10 protein-coding genes and 1 pseudogene are annotated in these 16,965 nt (G+C 67.0%); 4 read left to right on the top strand and 7 right to left on the bottom strand.

The window, feature by feature from the left end:
- Positions 1-98 precede the first annotated feature (98 nt).
- The 7 genes from pmbA to rlmH all read right to left on the bottom strand — a co-directional run bounded on the left by pmbA (position 99) and on the right by rlmH (position 11,064).
- Positions 99-1,448, bottom strand: a complete 1,350-nt coding sequence (gene pmbA / locus BLV04_RS13240) for a metalloprotease PmbA (RefSeq protein WP_093032700.1) — start codon at positions 1,446-1,448, stop codon at positions 99-101.
- Positions 1,449-1,524: 76 nt separating this feature from the next.
- A complete protein-coding gene (tldD, locus tag BLV04_RS13235; protein WP_093032791.1) occupies positions 1,525-2,967 on the bottom strand; it encodes a metalloprotease TldD in 1,443 nt (480 codons plus the stop codon).
- 87 nt (positions 2,968-3,054) lie between these two features.
- A complete protein-coding gene (locus tag BLV04_RS13230) occupies positions 3,055-3,885 on the bottom strand; it encodes a carbon-nitrogen hydrolase family protein (protein ID WP_093032788.1) in 831 nt (276 codons plus the stop codon).
- Between the two features lie 297 nt (positions 3,886-4,182).
- The gene (locus BLV04_RS13225) at positions 4,183-8,256 is read right to left on the bottom strand and encodes a YhdP family protein (protein WP_093032697.1); all 4,074 of its coding nucleotides are present in this window, start codon (positions 8,254-8,256) and stop codon (positions 4,183-4,185) included.
- 22 nt (positions 8,257-8,278) lie between these two features.
- The gene (gene rng / locus BLV04_RS13220; RefSeq protein ID WP_093032695.1) at positions 8,279-9,733 is read right to left on the bottom strand and encodes a ribonuclease G; all 1,455 of its coding nucleotides are present in this window, start codon (positions 9,731-9,733) and stop codon (positions 8,279-8,281) included.
- A 104-nt stretch (positions 9,734-9,837) separates the two neighbouring features.
- The gene (locus tag BLV04_RS13215) at positions 9,838-10,467 is read right to left on the bottom strand and encodes a Maf family protein (RefSeq protein WP_093032785.1); all 630 of its coding nucleotides are present in this window, start codon (positions 10,465-10,467) and stop codon (positions 9,838-9,840) included.
- A gap of 123 nt (positions 10,468-10,590) precedes the next feature.
- Positions 10,591-11,064 (bottom strand): 23S rRNA (pseudouridine(1915)-N(3))-methyltransferase RlmH, encoded by a 474-nt coding sequence (gene rlmH, locus BLV04_RS13210; protein WP_093032694.1) that lies wholly within the window; start codon positions 11,062-11,064, stop codon positions 10,591-10,593.
- A 72-nt stretch (positions 11,065-11,136) separates the two neighbouring features.
- On the opposite strand from rlmH, the pseudogene BLV04_RS13205 reads away from it, so the two are divergent.
- The 4 genes and pseudogenes from BLV04_RS13205 to BLV04_RS13190 form a co-directional block, all read left to right on the top strand.
- A pseudogene (locus BLV04_RS13205) lies at positions 11,137-12,183 on the top strand (homocysteine S-methyltransferase family protein); the annotation flags it as partial.
- Positions 12,184-12,185: 2 nt separating this feature from the next.
- A complete protein-coding gene (locus BLV04_RS13200; protein ID WP_093032690.1) occupies positions 12,186-13,097 on the top strand; it encodes a sulfurtransferase in 912 nt (303 codons plus the stop codon).
- A gap of 269 nt (positions 13,098-13,366) precedes the next feature.
- A complete protein-coding gene (locus BLV04_RS13195; RefSeq protein ID WP_093032688.1) occupies positions 13,367-15,859 on the top strand; it encodes a DUF3604 domain-containing protein in 2,493 nt (830 codons plus the stop codon).
- A 79-nt stretch (positions 15,860-15,938) separates the two neighbouring features.
- Positions 15,939-16,949, top strand: coding sequence for a peptidylprolyl isomerase (locus BLV04_RS13190; RefSeq protein ID WP_175534622.1), 1,011 nt, complete (start codon positions 15,939-15,941; stop codon positions 16,947-16,949).
- Positions 16,950-16,965 lie beyond the last annotated feature (16 nt).

Below are 16,965 nucleotides of genomic sequence, written 5' to 3'. Positions count from 1 at the left end.
TGATCGTTGGTGCGGCGGTCGCTCGAATCCTCGGGATGCCGCCGCGATCGGCGCACCGATTGCCGCGGCAGGGGCGACGAGCCCCTGCACGCGGCGTCCTATTCGCCCGCGATCGTCATCTTGTCGATCAGCCAGGAACCGGTGCGTGTGCTGCCTGAATAATCGTAATCGTTGCCGACCGCCAGCAGGCCCGCGTACATGCGCTTGAGGTTGCCTGCGATGGTGATCTCCTCGACCGGGTGTCGGATCTCGCCGCCCTCCACCCAAAAGCCCGCGGCACCGCGCGAGTAGTCGCCCGTCACCGGATTCACGCCGTGCCCCATCAGCTCGGTGACCATCAGCCCGGTCCCCATCTCGCGCAGCAAGGCGGCGCGATCCAGATCACCCATGACGATGCGCAGGTTGCGCACGCCGCCGGCATTGCCCGTCGTCTGCATGCCGAGCCGGCAGCCAGAATAGGCATCCAGAAGATAGGTCTGCAGAACCCCGTCGGTGATCAGGTCCTTGGCGCGCGTCGCAACACCATCCCCGTCGAACGGCGCACTCGAGAGTCCCCGCGGCAGGTGCGGCTCTTCGTGGATCCGCACGAACTCCGGGAAGATGCGCTCGCCGAGGTGGTCGAGCAGGAAGCTGGTGCGCCGGTAGATGCTGCCGCCCTGGATCGCCGAGACTAGGCTGCGGATCAGTCCCGTCGCGACCTCCGAACGAAACAGGACCGGAACCTGACAGGTCGGGATGCGACGCGACCCGAGCCGCGCAACGGTCCGCTCGGCCGCACGCTCGCCCACCATGCGCGCCGAATCCAGATCGGCCGCCGCCCGAGCGCTGGTCCACCAGTGATCGCGTTGCAGGCTCTCGCCCTCCTGGCCGATCACGGCGCAGCTGAGCCCATGCCGACTGGTCGGGTAGCCGGCGACGAATCCGTGACTGTTGCCGTAGACCTGGATCCCGGTGTGCGTGGAGAGGCTCGCGCCCTCCGAGTTGACGATCCGCGGATCATAGCCGCGGGCCGAGTCCTCGCAGGCCGCCGCGATCTCGATCGCGTCCTCGACCCCCAGATGCCAGGGATGATAGAGATCCAGGTCCGGGATCTCGGCGGCCATCAGCGCCGCGTCGGCGAGGTGCGCGCAAGGATCCTCTTGGGTGTGCTCGGCGATGGCACAGGCCGCCTTCACCGCATCGCGCAGCGCGCCGGTACTCAGGTCGGACGTGCTCGCCGAACCCTTGCGGTTTCCGAAATAGACGGTGATCCCCAGCCCGTTGTCGCGTGTGTGCTCGACCGTCTCGACCTCGCCGAGCCGGACCGAGACCTCAAGCCCGGCACTGCTGCCGACCGATGCCTCGGCGGCCGTCGCGCCGCGTCGTTTTGCCTCCTTGAGGAGGTCCTCGATCGTCTGTTTTAAACGCGCGAGGCGTTCCGCGGTGTCATCGGTGGCGGCAATCGACATGGCAAGTCCTTGGGTGAGAGAGGTTCCGGGCACGGCGTCGGTGATCTGGTCGTGTCGTCGAGAGCGGACCTCCCCGTCAGGCGCTCGTCCCGCCGACGGTCAGACCGTCGATCCGCAAGGTCGGCTGGCCGACCCCGACCGGGACGCTCTGACCCTCCTTTCCGCAGGTCCCGACACCTTGGTCGAGTCGCAGATCGTTGCCGATCATGCTCACGCGGGTCAGCACATCCGGCCCGTTGCCGATGAGGGTCGCACCCTTCACGGGGCGTCCGACCTTGCCGTTCTCGATCAGGTAGGCCTCGCTCGCCGAGAAGACGAACTTGCCCGAGGTGATGTCCACCTGGCCACCGCCGAAATTGACCGCATACAAGCCTTTGTCCACCGAGGCGATGATCTCCTCGGGATCACGCTCGCCGGCGAGCATGTAGGTGTTGGTCATGCGCGGCATCGGCAGGTGCGCGTAGGATTCGCGGCGACCGTTGCCCGTGGAGTGCGTCCCGGTCAGACGCGCGTTGAGCTTGTCCTGCATGTAGGCGCAGAGGATGCCGTCTTCGATCAGGACCGTGTTTTGGGTCATGGTCCCTTCGTCGTCAATGTTCAGCGACCCGCGTCGACCCGGCAAGGTGCCGTCGTCCACGACCGTCACGCCCGGTGCGGCCACCCGCTCGCCGATCCGCCCGGCGAAGGCCGAGCTTCCCTTGCGGTTGAAGTCGCCCTCGAGCCCGTGCCCGATCGCCTCGTGCAGCAGCACGCCCGGCCAGCCGGATCCGAGCACGACCGTCATGGTCCCGGCAGGCGCATCGCCCGCTTCGAGGTTGGTGATGGCCAGACGCACGGCTTCGCGCGCGAAGGACAGCGCGCGGTCTTCAAGCAGAAAATAATCCAGATCGGCTCGGGCTCCGCCCCCGCTCGAACCCTGCTCGCGACGCCCGCCGTCCTCGGCGACGACGCTCACGTTCAGCCTGACCAGTGGACGCACATCGGCCGACAAGGCACCGTCGTCGCCCAGCACCAGAACTGTATCCTGCACGGCAACGACACTGGCGACCACCTCGCGCACACGCGGATCGGCACGCCGTGCCTCGGCATCGACCCGTTGCAGAAGCGCGATCTTGTCCGGATCGGGCAGACTGGCGATCGGATTGGTGGGGTCGTAGAGGCTGCGTTTGTTCGCCACCTCGCCGATGCGCACCTGCTCGCCTTGGCCAATCCGCGCGATGGCTCGGGCGGCATCGGCCGCCTGTGCCAGGGCCGGGAAGCGCAGCTCGTCCGAGTACGCGAAGCCGGTCTTCTCCCCGCTGATCGCCCGCAACCCGGCGCCTTGCTCGATGCTGAAGTTGCCGTCCTTGATGATCCCGTCCTCGAGCACCCAGGATTCGAGCCGGCTGGACTGAAAATAGATATCCGCGGCATCCACGGCGGAGCCGGCCAAGATGCCGAGCAGACGGTCGAGGTCGTGCTCGGTCAATCCCGCAGGCTCGAGGATACTCGTGCGGGCAATCGCAATCGGGTCGGTCATCATCGGGTGTCGTCGGGCTCCGTCGGGGAGACAGGGTCGGGCGCGTATGCACCCGCCGAGCTGTCTGAATGCACCAAAACTGCGGTCTCAAGCGCGGCATTTCAAACGACGGTGGTCGATCGTCGGGAAGTTGCGTCTGACCGAATCCTGATAGTCGTCGTCCAGGGCGCAGCAGATGAAGCCCGATCCTCTCGGCACCTGCGCGAGTACCGTGCCCCAGGGATCGACGATCATACTGTGGCCGTGCGTCTCGCGGCCGTTGATATGGAAGCCGCCTTGCGCGGCCGCGATCACGTAGGCCAGATTCTCGATGGCCCGGGCGCGCACCAGGGTTTCCCAATGGGCCTTCCCCGTGATGGCGGTAAAGGACGAGGGGATCGCCAGGATCTCCATGCCGCTGTCGAGCATCCGGCGAAACATCTCCGGGAAGCGCAGATCGTAGCAGACCGCCACACCCATGCGGCCGAAAGGCGTATCCAGGACGACGGTCTCGTCCCCCGGCTCGATCGTCGCCGACTCCTGGTAACGCTCCCCGCCCTCGGGCAGACAGACGTCGAACAGATGCACCTTGTCGTAACGGCCCACCCGCTCACCGCGATCGTCGAACACCAGGCAGGCGGCCCGCACCTTGCCCGCATCGTGGGCGGCCAACGGGATGGTCCCGCCGACGAGCCAGACGCCCTGCTGCTTGGCCACCCTGGCCAGAAACGCCTGCAAGGGGCCGTCGCCGTCCTCTTCGCGCAGCGCCAGTTGATCCTGATCGCGCTTGCCCATGAAGGCGAAGTTCTCGGGAAGCACGACGAGACTCGCACCCTTGTCCTTCGCCGCCTTGATCAGGCGCTCCGCCTCGAAGAGGTTGGCGTTTACGTTTGGACCGGTCGCCATCTGGACCGCTCCGACCTTCGGTTTTGTCTTCATGGTCTCTACCGCAATCACTGCTGCCCCGGCAGGCGAAGGGGCGGGCCAATCCGATTCGGCCTGCGACACGATCCGATCGGCGACTCGGGGAAAGGGTCGTGGACGCGACATCCGCTCGTACATGCCCGAGCGAGCCAAGGCGCCGCGCCGTCACCCTATCGATTCGGAACGATACCACCCCTGCCGGTCAGCCGAAACAATCCCGCTCGGTCAGGCTTAAACCGCGTCCCCGCCGAGGTTGGGGGTGCACTCTACGTTGGACTCACCCGCAGCTCGGCATCCCGCTCCGGACGCGGTTTAATCCAGGAAGTGATTCGGCGGCGTCGGCGCCTCGACGGGCGAAGGCGCATGCGCGGGCGGGGCATCCACACCGACCGCCGGATCCCATCCGACCCGGCTGACATCCGGATTGCTCCAGGGTCCGGTCACCCGATAGCGGTAACGCCCGAGACGATCGATGGCATTACCGGCAATGCGATCGACCAGATAGACGGCAGCCCCCACGACCGGCCCGCCCGCGACCGCGCTGGCCAGCGCAACGCTCGAGCCGATCCGCGGCTCCACGACGACACTCTGCTCGAAACTCTGATTCACCAGATCGCTCGAGCCGCTGACGATCACCTTGCTCGCCGGGCCATCGATCGTGAAGGCGTCGAGGGTCGCCTTGCCCTCGGCGATCCGAACCCGGCCCCGCATCTCCTCGAAGGCAAAACCCTGACCGTAGAGATCGGTGAAGTCCATCGTCAGACGCCGCTTCAAGGCGCTCAGGTTCAGGAACCCCAGCACCCGCCCGACACCGGGTTCGACATCCAACAACCGGCCCGAGCCCACCTCCACGTCCACGAAGCCGAGTGCCTTCGCCAGTTTGAAGTCGCCGAATCCGCCCGGCCAGCCCAGCATGAGCTGTGCCTGCATCGGTGCGTCCTCGAGCCGGTTCTGTGAATCCAGCGCCTCGAGCAAGATACCCGAATCGAGGGACTCCACGCGCATCGAGACCTCGCTGCGACCACCGCTCTCGGAACGCATCCAAGATGCCTCGCCCTCGGCCGAGACCAACCCCTCGCCGAGCAGCCGGATGCTCGGTAGGCGAAGACCCAGCACATCCGGGCGCAGGTCGAGCTGCAGCGTTCCCAGCGAGGCATCGCCCCACCTCAACCGCGCGATTCGCACGTCGATCGGGGGAAGGCCGCGGAACGGCTCCTCGACGGGCAAGGCCGAAGGCTCGGAGTCACCCTGCATCGGCGCATTCTTAAAGGCAAGGAGATCGAGCCGCTCCAGCGCAACATGCACGGGTACCTCGTCCGTCGCCGGGATCTCGATCTCGCCGGCGAGCTCGTTGGCTCGGACAGCAACGTCCCAGCCCTTACGCAACCCCCCGCTGTCGATCGGCGTCAGGCGCACATCGACCTCGGTCAAGCGAGGCCCGCCCAAGGCGAGACGATCGACCTGCAGATCGGCACCGCGGAACCAGGCGTCTGCGCCGGGCGCGCTGGGCGACTCGCCAACCTGTTTGGCGGGCGAGAGCGCGTCCAGGCGCCCCAGCCAGGCGACTAGGTCGAGATCGGCCAAGCGCCCGTCCAAGAACACCCCCTCACCCTTGGGAGACGGCGCGGACTCGTCCCCGAGACGCACATGGGCACGCATCGCGCGTGCGGGAAATCCACCGAGATCGAGCATCAGATCGCCGGCCACCTCGCCCAGATGGCCGGCGACGCGCAGAGAGCGTCCCGGCACCAGCGCACCGACGAGCTCGAGATCGCGCGTCGCCGAGGCGGGCTTGCCCAATGGCGCCGGCAGGTCGATCGCCAGCCCGTTCAGGCGCGAGGCCAGGCGATAGTCGAGCGGCAGCGCTGCGGCGCGGACGTCGCGATTGCGGATGGTCACGTCGAGATCCCAGTCGATCTCGCCGCTCACGAGCCCCCAGGCCGGGCTCGGAAAGCGCCGCCCGAGCTCCGTCACCGAGGTGCGTGCTCGGGCCTTGATTAGGGTCGCCGAGGCGTCCGCGACACCGGGTTCCAGCGTGACGATCGCGAGGCTCAGCGGCCGGTCCCAGAGCACCGCTTCGAGCGCCTCCGAGCTCAGGCTCTTCTCGGTGAAGGTCACCTCGCCGCCGAGGCGCGAAAGCTCGACCGGGGTACCTCGAATCGCCAAGGTCGCCGGCTTCGGCCAGGACAGACGACCGGCAATGCCCAGTTGCCTGCGTTTGGTGAAGGGCAGGTCGATTTCGAGCCGGAGCCGCGAGTCCCCGGTCACCTCCAGACTTCCGGCGAGCCGGCCCAGATCCTTCGCCAAGGGGGTCTCGGTCAAGGTGCGCAGCCCGTCGGAGAAGGGACCCTCGGTCTCGCCGACGATCCTCATGCCCTGCGCACCCCAGAGCTCGGGGATCTCCCCGCGCGCCCCCACCAGTCGACTGTCGAGGATACGGCCGCGGTCCAGCTCGATGCTCAGAGACTGATCGAGGAAGCGAAGCCGGCCGGCCGCCTCGCGGATCGCGGGCCATTCGGGGAGATAATCGAGGACCGTATCCTCGAGCTCGAGCAGCAGCTCGAAGCGCCCCTCGTGCCCGCGGAATGGATAGGCTGCGAGCGGCCCGCGAAAGATCAGATCGGCCTGCGGGATGTGCCCGGCAACGATGGCGCGCTCCAGCCAGCGCACCAGATCCCGGTGCATGATCCCGACCGGGAGATAGGGGCGCACGCGTGAGCCGTCGCCGTCGTAAAAGCTTGCGCGCAGATCCATCAGTGGGCTGGAACCGTCCGCCGGGAGGTCCAGCGCGAGCCTCGCTCGGCCGGCCAGATCCGCATTCTCGAACGTCAGATTGCGCGCCGTGAGCCGAGCCGTGCCGGTCGCGTCGATCCGCCAGTCGAGCCGAGTGGACAGGCGGTCGAGCGCAAGCGGCTCGCTGAAGAGCGGACGCAGATCCAGCCCGAGACCGGCCGAACCCACGCGCGCTTCGCCTCCCTCGGGGTCGGCGCGCAACCGCACGGCAAGTCCGTCGACCCCCGGCAACGCTCCCGCGTGATCCCAACCGAGCCCTTCCCCGTCGGCGCGGACCGCCCAACGCGGCGGCTGCCCCGCAGACCAGTCGACCTGCACGATCGGATCCTCGACACGTCCGCGCGGCTTGGCCGCGATCAACCCGCGGAGCGACTCGGGCAAGGGCCAAGGGGAGGCGGAGAGCACCGAGGCCAAGGCGGCCAGGTCGAGCGGATCGCTCGTCACTCGCAGGCGCTCGGGCCGCCCCGCCGAGGTCAAGCGCAGATCCAGGTCGAGACGGGGTAGATCGGCGTCGGCGATGCGCCCGGCGAGGTCTGCAATCTGCAAATGCCAGCCCTGCGCACGCGGCACGACCCGGGTGATCGCGCCCAAGCGTGCGACCTTCAGCGGCTCGGCCGACCCAATATCCGAGGGACTGTTCGAAGCGCTGCTCGATCCGTGCGCAGGCTCCACCCGCAGGCCGCTCAGATCGACCCGGATCAGCGCGTCCTCCAGATGCCCGGCGCCGATCCGCGACCAGCTCTCGAGCAGGATACGACCGCCGCGCACGGAGACCGCCGAAAACCCGTTGCCGCGGAGGATCTCGTCGAGTTCGCCGGCATCCAGACCGGCGTAAACGCGGCCGCTCCAAGAGGCCGGCTCGGTCGGCGGGCCGTCCAGATCGGCGATCAGGCGCAGCCGATTCGGTTTGGGATCCCGGCGCGACGACGGCGTTGCATCGCCGATCGGGTGAAGGGCCGCAGTTGCGGCCAAGGTATGGCGGTCGCCGTCGTTGAGGAGGCGCAGGTGCAGGTCCGTCAGACGCAACCCGGTGCGTTCCGGGGCCGGTCGATCGTCGCGCATCAGGATCTCGCCCACCACCAGCTCGACACGGGCCTGCGTGAGCAGAAATTCGAGCGCCCTCGGGTCGCGCCCGCTCAGCGCCTCCAGACCATCGAGCTGGAGACGACCCTCCGAGTCGATACGCCCCGCAAGTCGCGATCCGGCCAAGGTCAGCGCCGTGATCTTCGGCACACCCGCCCGAAGAGAGGCGAGCGGATCGATCGTGATCTCGAAGACATCCAGCGCGAGGACGTCCTTCGACCGTTCGGGATTCGGGCCGGGATCGGGAGCGGACAGCCGCAGGTCGCGCACGACGAGGCGCGGGCCGCGCCAGTCGAGATGCAGCGAGGCCGAGCCCAGGCGCACCCGGTAACCGAGCCGCTCGCCGAGCCTATCGGCGACCCAGCGGTTGTCGGCCTCGGTCAGCGGGAGCGCAACGCGTGCAGCCGTGACGACGAGTGCGACCAGCACCAACCCGGTCGCCGCGAGCAAGACGGCGCTCGAGACGAGACGTCGCATGAAGCGGTTTGTGCGGGTTTGCAGGAAAGACATGCCGAACGGTCGAGGGCGAAGCTCAGATCAGAACCACGTCGTACTGTTCTTGGGTGTAGAGCGCCTCGGCCTGGAGGCGAATCGGGCGACCGATGAAGGCCTCGAGCTCGGCGAGATGGGCCGACTCCTCGTCGAGGAGCCGGTCGATGACCTCCTGGGAGGCCAAGACCAAGAGCGTCTCCACGTCGAACTGACGCGACTCGCGCAGGATCTCGCGAAAGATCTCGTAGCAGGTCGTCTGAGCGGTCTTCACCGAGCCGCGCCCGCCGCAATAGGGGCAAGGCTCGGAGAGCACATGCTCGAGCGACTCGCGGGTGCGCTTGCGGGTCATCTCCACCAGACCCAGCGAGGAGACCTCGGTGATGTGGGTCTTGGCGTGATCCCGCGCGAGACATTTCTCCAAGGCACGCAGCACCTGGCGCTTGTGCTCGTCCTCGGACATGTCGATGAAATCGATGATGATGATGCCGCCGAGGTTGCGCAGCCTCAGCTGTCGACAGATCGCCTGGGCCGCCTCCAGATTGGTCTTGAAGATGGTCTCTTCGAGGTTGCGGTGACCGACGAATGCGCCCGTATTGATGTCGATGGTGGTCATGGCCTCGGTCTGGTCGATCACCAGATGGCCGCCCGACTTGAGCTGAACCTTTCGCTGAAGCGCCTTGCGGATCTCCTCCTCGACCCCGTAGAGATCGAACAGCGGACGCTCGCCCTGATAATAGTCGATGCGCTCCTTGATCTCGGGGATGTACTTGGTCGCGAAGGCCATGGCCTTGTCGACCATCGCCCGCGAGTCAATCCGGACGCGCTCAACCTCGGGCGTCACCAGGTCGCGCAGCGCACGCATGGCCAGAGGCAGATCGTCGTGGACCAGACCGATCTCGGTGGCCGCCGCGCAGCGCTCGCGGATCCCGCGCCAGAGTTTGGCGAGAAAGGCCATGTCCCGAAACAACGACTCCTCGGACACGCCGTCGGCCGCGGTGCGTGCGATGAAGCCGCCCTCGCCCTCGTGGGCATCGACGTAGCGCTGCAGGATATCGCGCAGACGGCGCCGCTCGTCCTCGTCCTCGATCTTCTGCGAGACCCCGGTGCTCGCCAGGGCCGGCATGCAGACCAGGTAGCGGGAGGCCACCGAGATATTGGTCGTCAACCGCGCACCCTTGGAGCCCAGCGGATCCTTCACGACCTGCACCACGAGCCGATCGCCCTCGTGCACCAGCTCGTGGATCTGATCGCTGCGCGGCTCGCCTTGGGGTCCCATGATGTCGGAGGCATGGAGGAAGGCAGCTCGATCCAGGCCGATGTCCACGAATGCCGCCTGCATCCCGGGCAGGACCCGACAGACCCGACCCTTATAGATATTGCCGACCAGACCGCAGCGCTCGGCGCGCTCGATGATGATCTCCTGCACCACGCCGTTCTCGACCACGGCGACCCGGGTTTCCGGCGGCGTGACATTGATCAGGATCTCTTCGCTCACGGGAACATCGCTCGTTGGCCTGTCTTGATATCGTTTTGAGCCTACCCGCGTTCGTCCCGGAAAGACAGGCGGCAGTTGTTTTCAGACGCGAGGCGAGACCGCGATCAACCTCCGCCCGGCACTGACCCGAGCAGATGAATCCCCGCCGCGGAGAGCAGTCGACCGGTCTCGAACAGCGGCAACCCCATCACGCCCGAATAACTGCCTTGCAGGTCCGTAATGAAGAGTGCGCCGATGCCCTGAATGGCATAGGCGCCGGCCTTGTCGCACGGCTCGCCGGTGTCCCAGTAGCTCAGGATCTCGGACTCCTGCAAGGCGCGAAAGGTCACCAGGCTGTCGCTCAGATCGGTCAGCTCGCGCTCGCCGGCGATCAGGGCTACCGCGGTCAGAACCCGATGCGATCGACCGGACAAGGTGCTCAACATGCGCGCTGCGTCGGCCCGGTCCGCGGGCTTCCCGAGGGTCATGTCTCCGAGGACAACCGCCGTGTCCGCAGCCAGCACCGGGAACAGTGTGTCCTCGGAGACGGCTGCTCGGCCCGCACGCGCCTTCTCCAAGGCCACACGCCGGACATAGGTCTCGGGCGACTCGCCCGGCCACCGCGTCTCGTCCGTCTCGGCATCGACGAGGGCCACGCGCACCCCGATCTGCTCCAAGAGCGCAAGCCGCCGCGGCGAGCGCGAGGCGAGATAGAGGTGGTGATCGGTTTCGATGTCGGCTCGGGATTGGGGCACGGTGGTTGAGTTCAAAGGTTGCGGTTGGCTTTCTGCCTCCTGCCTCCTGCTTCCTGCTATCAGCTATCAGCTATCAGCTCTTAGACGGCCAAGCTCACCGCTCACAGCTCACAGCTGGCCGCTTCAGTCTCCGCGATGGTACGGATGCCCCTGCACCAGCGTCCAGGCGCGATAGAGCTGCTCGGCGACGATGACCCGCACCAGCGGGTGCGGAAAGGTCAGCCGGGACAGGGACCAGCGCTGATCGGCCCGCTCCAGACAGGGCTCGGCCAAGCCGTCCGGGCCGCCGACCAGCAAGGCCAGATCGCGACCGCCGGCGAGCCAGGCCCGCAGCTGCTCGGCCAGGGCCTCGGTGCTCCAGGGCTCGCCCGCGCCGTCGAGCGCCACGACCCGCGCGCCTTTCGGGATCGCCTTCATCATGCGGGTGCCTTCATCCGCGCGTGCACGCTCCCCGCCGCTGCCCTTGCCGCGCTGACCCGGCTCGATCTCGACCACGGAGAGCGCGCACTCGGAGGGGAGTCGCTTGGCATATTCCGCGTAACCGGTTTCCACCCAAGCGGGCATTCGCCGCCCGACCGCGATCAGACGAACGCGCATCGGCTCGCGACTGCTCGGAATGACCCGCTATACTCGAACGCCATCTTCATCGATTCTCGAATCATTGCCATCATGCCAGACACACGCAGCCGACTCACCGACCTCGCGAACCGACGCATCCTCATCCTCGACGGCGCCATGGGGACCATGATCCAACGCTGTCAACTCGAAGAGGCCGACTATCGCGGCGAGCGGTTCAAGGATTGGCCTTCGGACCTCAAGGGCAACAACGACCTGCTGTCGCTGACCAAGCCCGAGGTCATCCGCGCCATCCACGAGCAGTACCTGGAGGCCGGCGCCGACATCCTGGAGACCAACACCTTCAACGGGAATCGTCTCTCACAGGCCGACTACGGTCTGCAGGACTATACCGCAGAGATCGTCACCGCCGCGGCCCGGCTGGCCCGGGAGGTGGCCGATGCCTGGACCGCCAAGACGCCCGACAAGCCGCGCTTCGTCGCCGGTGTCCTAGGCCCGACCAGCAAGACCGCCAGCATCTCGCCGGACGTCAACGACCCGGGCGCACGCAACACGAATTTCGACGAGCTGGTCGAGGTCTATGCCGAGGCGACCCGAGCGCTCATCGCCGCGGATGTCGACATCATCCTGATCGAGACCATCTTCGACACGCTCAACGCCAAGGCCGCGGCCTTCGCCGTCGATCAGGTCTTCGAGGAAGACGGCATCATCCTGCCCGTCATGATCTCGGGCACCATTACGGACGCCTCCGGGCGCACCCTCTCGGGTCAAACCGTCGAAGCCTTCTACAACAGCCTTCGTCACGTCAAGCCCTTCGCCATCGGACTCAACTGCGCCTTGGGGCCGGATCTCCTTCGACCGCACGTGGAAGATATGGCCCGTGTCGCCGAGTCCTACACCACCTTTCATCCGAACGCCGGGCTACCCAACGAGATGGGCGGCTACGACATGACGCCGGATCAGATGGCCGAGCAGATCCAAGAATGGGCGCAGTCGGGTTTCCTCAACATCATTGGCGGCTGCTGCGGAAGCACGCCCGATCATATCCGCGCCATCGCGCAGGCCGTGGAAGGGAAAACACCGCGCCGCCCGATCGAAGGCGATCACCGGATGCGTCTGTCCGGGCTCGAGGCATTCAACGCTTGAACGGCGTCGCAGGAAGCGTCGTCGACGCGCCGACCTTGCTCGCCGGGATCGAGGATCCGGACCTGCGACTGTTTGACTGTCGCTTCTCGCTGGCCGATCCGGAGGCGGGACATCGAGCCTATGCGGAGGGCCATCTTCCGGGGGCCGCTTACGCCGATCTCGACGCGCATCTGTCCTCCCGGATCGGTCCGACGACCGGACGACATCCATTGCCCGATCCAGCGCGCCTCGCCGCCTGGCTCGGCGACTGCGGGGTCTCGTCGCGGACGCGCGTGGTCGTCTACGACGATGTGGGCGGCGGATTCGCGGCCAGGCTCTGGTGGCTGCTGCGCTGGATCGGGCACGATCGGGTCGCCCTGCTCGACGGAGGGCTTCAAGCCTGGATCGCCTCATGTGGCGCGCTGACGCGCGAGGTCCCTCATCATGAGCCAGGGGAGCTGACCGCAAGGCCCGACGACACCCGATGGATCACCACCGAGGCACTGGCCGCCGAGCTTGCTGCCGATCTCACCGCGGGCCGGCTGACCCTGATTGACGCACGCGCACCCGAGCGCTTTCAGGGTGACCGAGAGCCCATTGACCCGGTGGCGGGTCACATCCCCGGCGCCATCAATCTGCCGCTGACGGACAACCTGGATACGGACGGCCGGTTCCTCTCGGCGGAGCGTCTGCGCGAACGCTTCACCCGAGCGATCGGCCAGGTCCCCGCGTCATCCATCGTCCACAGCTGCGGCTCGGGCGTGAATGCCTGCCACAACCTCTTGGCGATGGAGCTCGCCGGGCTTCATGGCTCACGACTCTATGCGGGGTCCTGGAGCGAATGGATCCGCTCCCCCGAGCGACCGGTGGCGACGGGGCCGGACGAAGGTGATCTCCGGAACAGGAACGACCATGGAGGGGCGACTTAAGTCGCCTCTACGCCCGCACATGCTTCGATAGCGAAGTCATTGGCCCCCTGCTACGCTTGATCCCAGCACGACGAAGCGATCCCCGGCCATCCGCGACAGCCATGACCGGAGCGCTGCGCACCACCTAGACTTGTCCCGACGGCCACGCCTTTCCCGGAGCAAGCCCCGAGCGGTCCAGAAAATCCGGCTTAATACGCGATCGCAACGGACGCGCACCCGACGTTTGCCCGACTCCCCAGCGAGTCCGAGAGTGAGACGAGGAGCCCACCATGAGAGCGCCGTCGATCAAGACCTTTGTCCTTTGGACACTGCTTATTGCACTGTCGCCGACCGGACCGGCGCAGAGCGCCCCGCCGGATCCGAATCCACCCTTCGAGAGGACCGAAGCCCGCGAGCGTTGCGCCAGCTACGAGCCGACCAAGCAGCCGTTCTTCGGGGAAACTCATCTGCATACGGCCTACTCGTTCGACGCCGTGGAGCTCGACACGCGCAATACTCCGGCGGACGCCTACCGGTACGCGAAGGGCGGTCGCGTGGGTTTGCCGCCTTGGGCCGACACGCGCACGGCCGAGCAGGCCCAGCTCCCGCCGCCGCCGAGTATGCGCACCTACGTCACCGAGCATCCCTACTGCATGCCCGGCGAGCACTGCCAGTTCATGGCCACCCGGACCATCCAGTTTCCCGAAGGACGCGCGCTCGACTTCGCCGCGATCACCGACCACTCGGAGCAGCTCGGCGAGAGCAACATCTGCACCTTCGAGGCGACCGAGACCTGCGCAAGCGATCAGGACTGCGATCCGGCCGTCACCGGGCAGGAATGTGCGTCGGACAACATGTGCCGGCCAGAGGGCTACGACAGTCCACTCTGCAGCATCGCCCGCGACGAGATCTCGCGCCTGCGCCAAGGCGCCGCACCCGGCATCTTCGCGGGACTCGAAAACGTCAGCCAGAACCCGGCACGCCCGGCCTTCTGCGGCCCGGACGGGGCGCTCTGCGCGCGTCAGGCCAAACTGGTTTGGGACAAGATCCGCGACGACGCGGAGGCCGCTTACGACCGCACATCCTCCTGCACCTTCACGTCCTTCATCGCCTACGAATACACCGCGATGGCCGCGAACGGCCGATGCGCGGACGCCGACGCCCTGCCCTGCTGGGATCAGGCGCAGGACAACGCAGTCCCAGACGTTTCCGACGCAGGGTGGTCAGCGTCCGCGGATTGCCCGAGCGGCGCCGCCTGCATCAACAACTTCACCGGCAACTCGGGCGCTGACAACCTGCACCGCAACGTCATCTTCCGCAACGACGACGTGATCGACTCGCCGATCAGCAACGTCGAGAGTCCGCTCGGGTGCGGCTTCGGCGCCGACTGCACCTCGACACCGGGCTCGCCGGTAGCCTCCCCCGCGGTGATGCTCCAGAGTCTGAAGGACGCCTGTATCGAGAATCCGGCGAAGCCCCGCTGCGACGTCCTCACCATCCCGCACAATCCCAACATGAGCCGCGGCAGCATGTTCATCCTGCCGGAGAACACCCCGGACGGGCTGGCCGAGGCGTACCTGCGCAACCAACTGGAGCCGCTCGTCGAGCTCACGCAGATCAAGGGCCAGTCGGAATGCCGCTACAACGCCAAGACCGGCATGGCCTGGACCAATCCGCCGGACGAGCTGTGCGACTTCGAGAACGAAGGCTGGGCGCGGCTCGGCGGGGCGGCGGACGGTTATCTCACCGACGAGATGCAGACCACCGAGAGCATTCCGCCGCGCAGCTACGTGCGCAACACGCTCGCGAGCGGCATCGCATACGCGGCCGAGCAAGGGGTGAATCCCTTCCAGCTCGGGTTCGTCGGCGGGCTCGACAACCACAACGGCACGCCCGGACAGTCCGATGCGCAGCAATACGCAAAGAGCGGGGCGCACGGCGTCCAAAGTTTCGCCACCTCGTCGGAGGCCCTGAACGAGCGCTATTTCCTCGGCCTCGAGACCAACGCGGGCGGTCTGACCGTCGCCTGGGCCGAGGAGAACTCGCGCGATGCGATCTTCACCGCGCTCAAGAACCGCGAAACCTACGCGACCAGCGGGACCCGTCCGATCGTACGGGTGTTCGGCGGTTTCGGCCTGCCTTCGGATATCTGCGAGACGGGCGACTTCGCCGCACGCGGTTACGCCGATGGGGTGCCGATGGGCGGCACGCTGACCCGCGACGGATACGGTGGCGGCACCGTCGAGGCCCCGCGCTTCGCGGTCAGCGCCCTCATGGACCCCGGCTGGTCGGGCCACCCCGGCACGCCGCTGCAGCGGGCGCAGATCATCAAGGGCTGGGTTGACGCCGCAGGGCAGACGCACGAAACGGTGTACGACGTCGCGGGCACGACCGACGACAAGGGCAAGGTCGACCTGCGCACCTGCCGACCGACCGGCGGCGGCTTGAAAAACCTCTGCACCCTCTGGACGGATCCCGATTTCGACCCCGCCCGGCATGCCTTCTACTACGTGCGCGTGCTTGAGAACCCGAGCTGTCGCTGGAACCAATACTATTGCAACGCGCGCGGTGTCGACTGCAGCAAGCCCATGGGAATCTGCCGCGGCCAAGTCCAGGCGCTACACGAGCGCGGCTGCAACAGCGACGTCGATTGTGGCGGCGGCGGTGTCTGTACGCTGCCCGACAGCTACGAGGAGTTCGAATACACACAATGCTGCAGCGGCATCGTACCCCAGACCGTGCAGCAACGTGCCTGGACCTCGCCGATCTGGTATACCCCGTGACCGAGATCGATGGGGCTGCGCCGTCCGCCGTCTGCAGCCAGGAACGGATCGGGCCTGGTTGCACGAAGGAGATTGGCGCATGACCCGGCACCGTCTCGGGCGCTGGCTCCGACACCCGGTTCTCCACTTCGTGCTGATCGGGACTGCCCTCTTCGCCGCGAGCGAGCTATGGCCACCGTCCGAGCCCGAACGTCCACCCGTGCGGCGCAATCCGATCGTCATCTCCGCTGAGCAGATCCGCGTCATGCAGGAGGACTTCGTCCGACGCTGGGGGATCGGCGCTACCCCGGAGCAGATGTCCGCCCTGATCGCGCAAACCCTCGAAGAGGAGATGCTCTATCGCGAGGCACGCGTGCTTGCACTCGACTTTCAGGACGGCAGCGTGCACCGCCGGCTTGTCGAGAAGATGCGCGCGCTCGGCGATCGTCCCGGACGCCCGCCCGAGGAGCTGGTCCGCGAGGCGCGCGCGCTCGGACTCGACGAGGACATCGTCATCCGCCGGCTCCTGATCGAAAAGATGCGCATCCTCTTGGCGCAGGATCCGAGCGCGCCGCCGCTCACCGACACGGATCTGCAGGACTATCTCGACCGTCATCGCGAGCGCTTCCTGCAGCCGGCCGAGCTGACTTTCTCGCATCTCTTCCTGGATGAAAGCCTTCAGGGTGAGGACCTCAAGGACGCCGCGCGGGCGAGCCTCGCGCGAGCGCGCACGCTGCCCCCGGCCGACGCCGTCGCATTGTCCGATCCCTTCCTCCTCGGGCTGCGGTTTCGAGCCTACTCCAAGCCCCGCATCACGGCACGGTTCGGCACGGCATTCGCCGAGCAGGTTTTCGCCCTCGAGCCCGGCGTCTGGTCGGACCCCATCGCCTCGCCATACGGACTGCACCTGGTCTTGGTCGAGGAGAAGTGCGAGCCGCGCCTGCCGGAGCTGGCCGCGGTTAGACGACAGCTCGTGGAGGCCGTCGGGACGGAGCGTGCGACGCAGCGCTTAGCGCAGGGCCTGGCACGCCTGCGGGAACGCTACGCGATTCGCGTCGCGGGGCGAGACGACCTCTCCACGCCCGGCGCAGCCCTGGCAGCGCAGCCGTGAGCTCGACCGCCCGGAG

The sequence above is a fragment of the Thiocapsa roseopersicina genome (assembly GCF_900106925.1).
Lineage (GTDB): Bacteria > Pseudomonadota > Gammaproteobacteria > Chromatiales > Chromatiaceae > Thiocapsa > Thiocapsa roseopersicina.
Note: the sequence above shows the minus strand (reverse complement) of the source record. Positions and strands in the feature narration are given on the sequence as shown.

Coding starts and splice junctions, on each gene's coding strand:
- pmbA (WP_093032700.1), bottom strand. CDS start 1,448: ATGTCGATTGCCGCCACCGATGACACCGCGGAACGCCTCGCGCGTTTA.
- BLV04_RS13230 (WP_093032788.1), bottom strand. CDS start 3,885: ATGAAGACAAAACCGAAGGTCGGAGCGGTCCAGATGGCGACCGGTCCA.
- BLV04_RS13195 (WP_093032688.1), top strand. CDS start 13,367: ATGAGAGCGCCGTCGATCAAGACCTTTGTCCTTTGGACACTGCTTATT.
- BLV04_RS13190 (WP_175534622.1), top strand. CDS start 15,939: ATGACCCGGCACCGTCTCGGGCGCTGGCTCCGACACCCGGTTCTCCAC.
- tldD (WP_093032791.1), bottom strand. CDS start 2,967: ATGACCGACCCGATTGCGATTGCCCGCACGAGTATCCTCGAGCCTGCG.
- BLV04_RS13225 (WP_093032697.1), bottom strand. CDS start 8,256: ATGTCTTTCCTGCAAACCCGCACAAACCGCTTCATGCGACGTCTCGTC.
- rlmH (WP_093032694.1), bottom strand. CDS start 11,064: ATGCGCGTTCGTCTGATCGCGGTCGGGCGGCGAATGCCCGCTTGGGTG.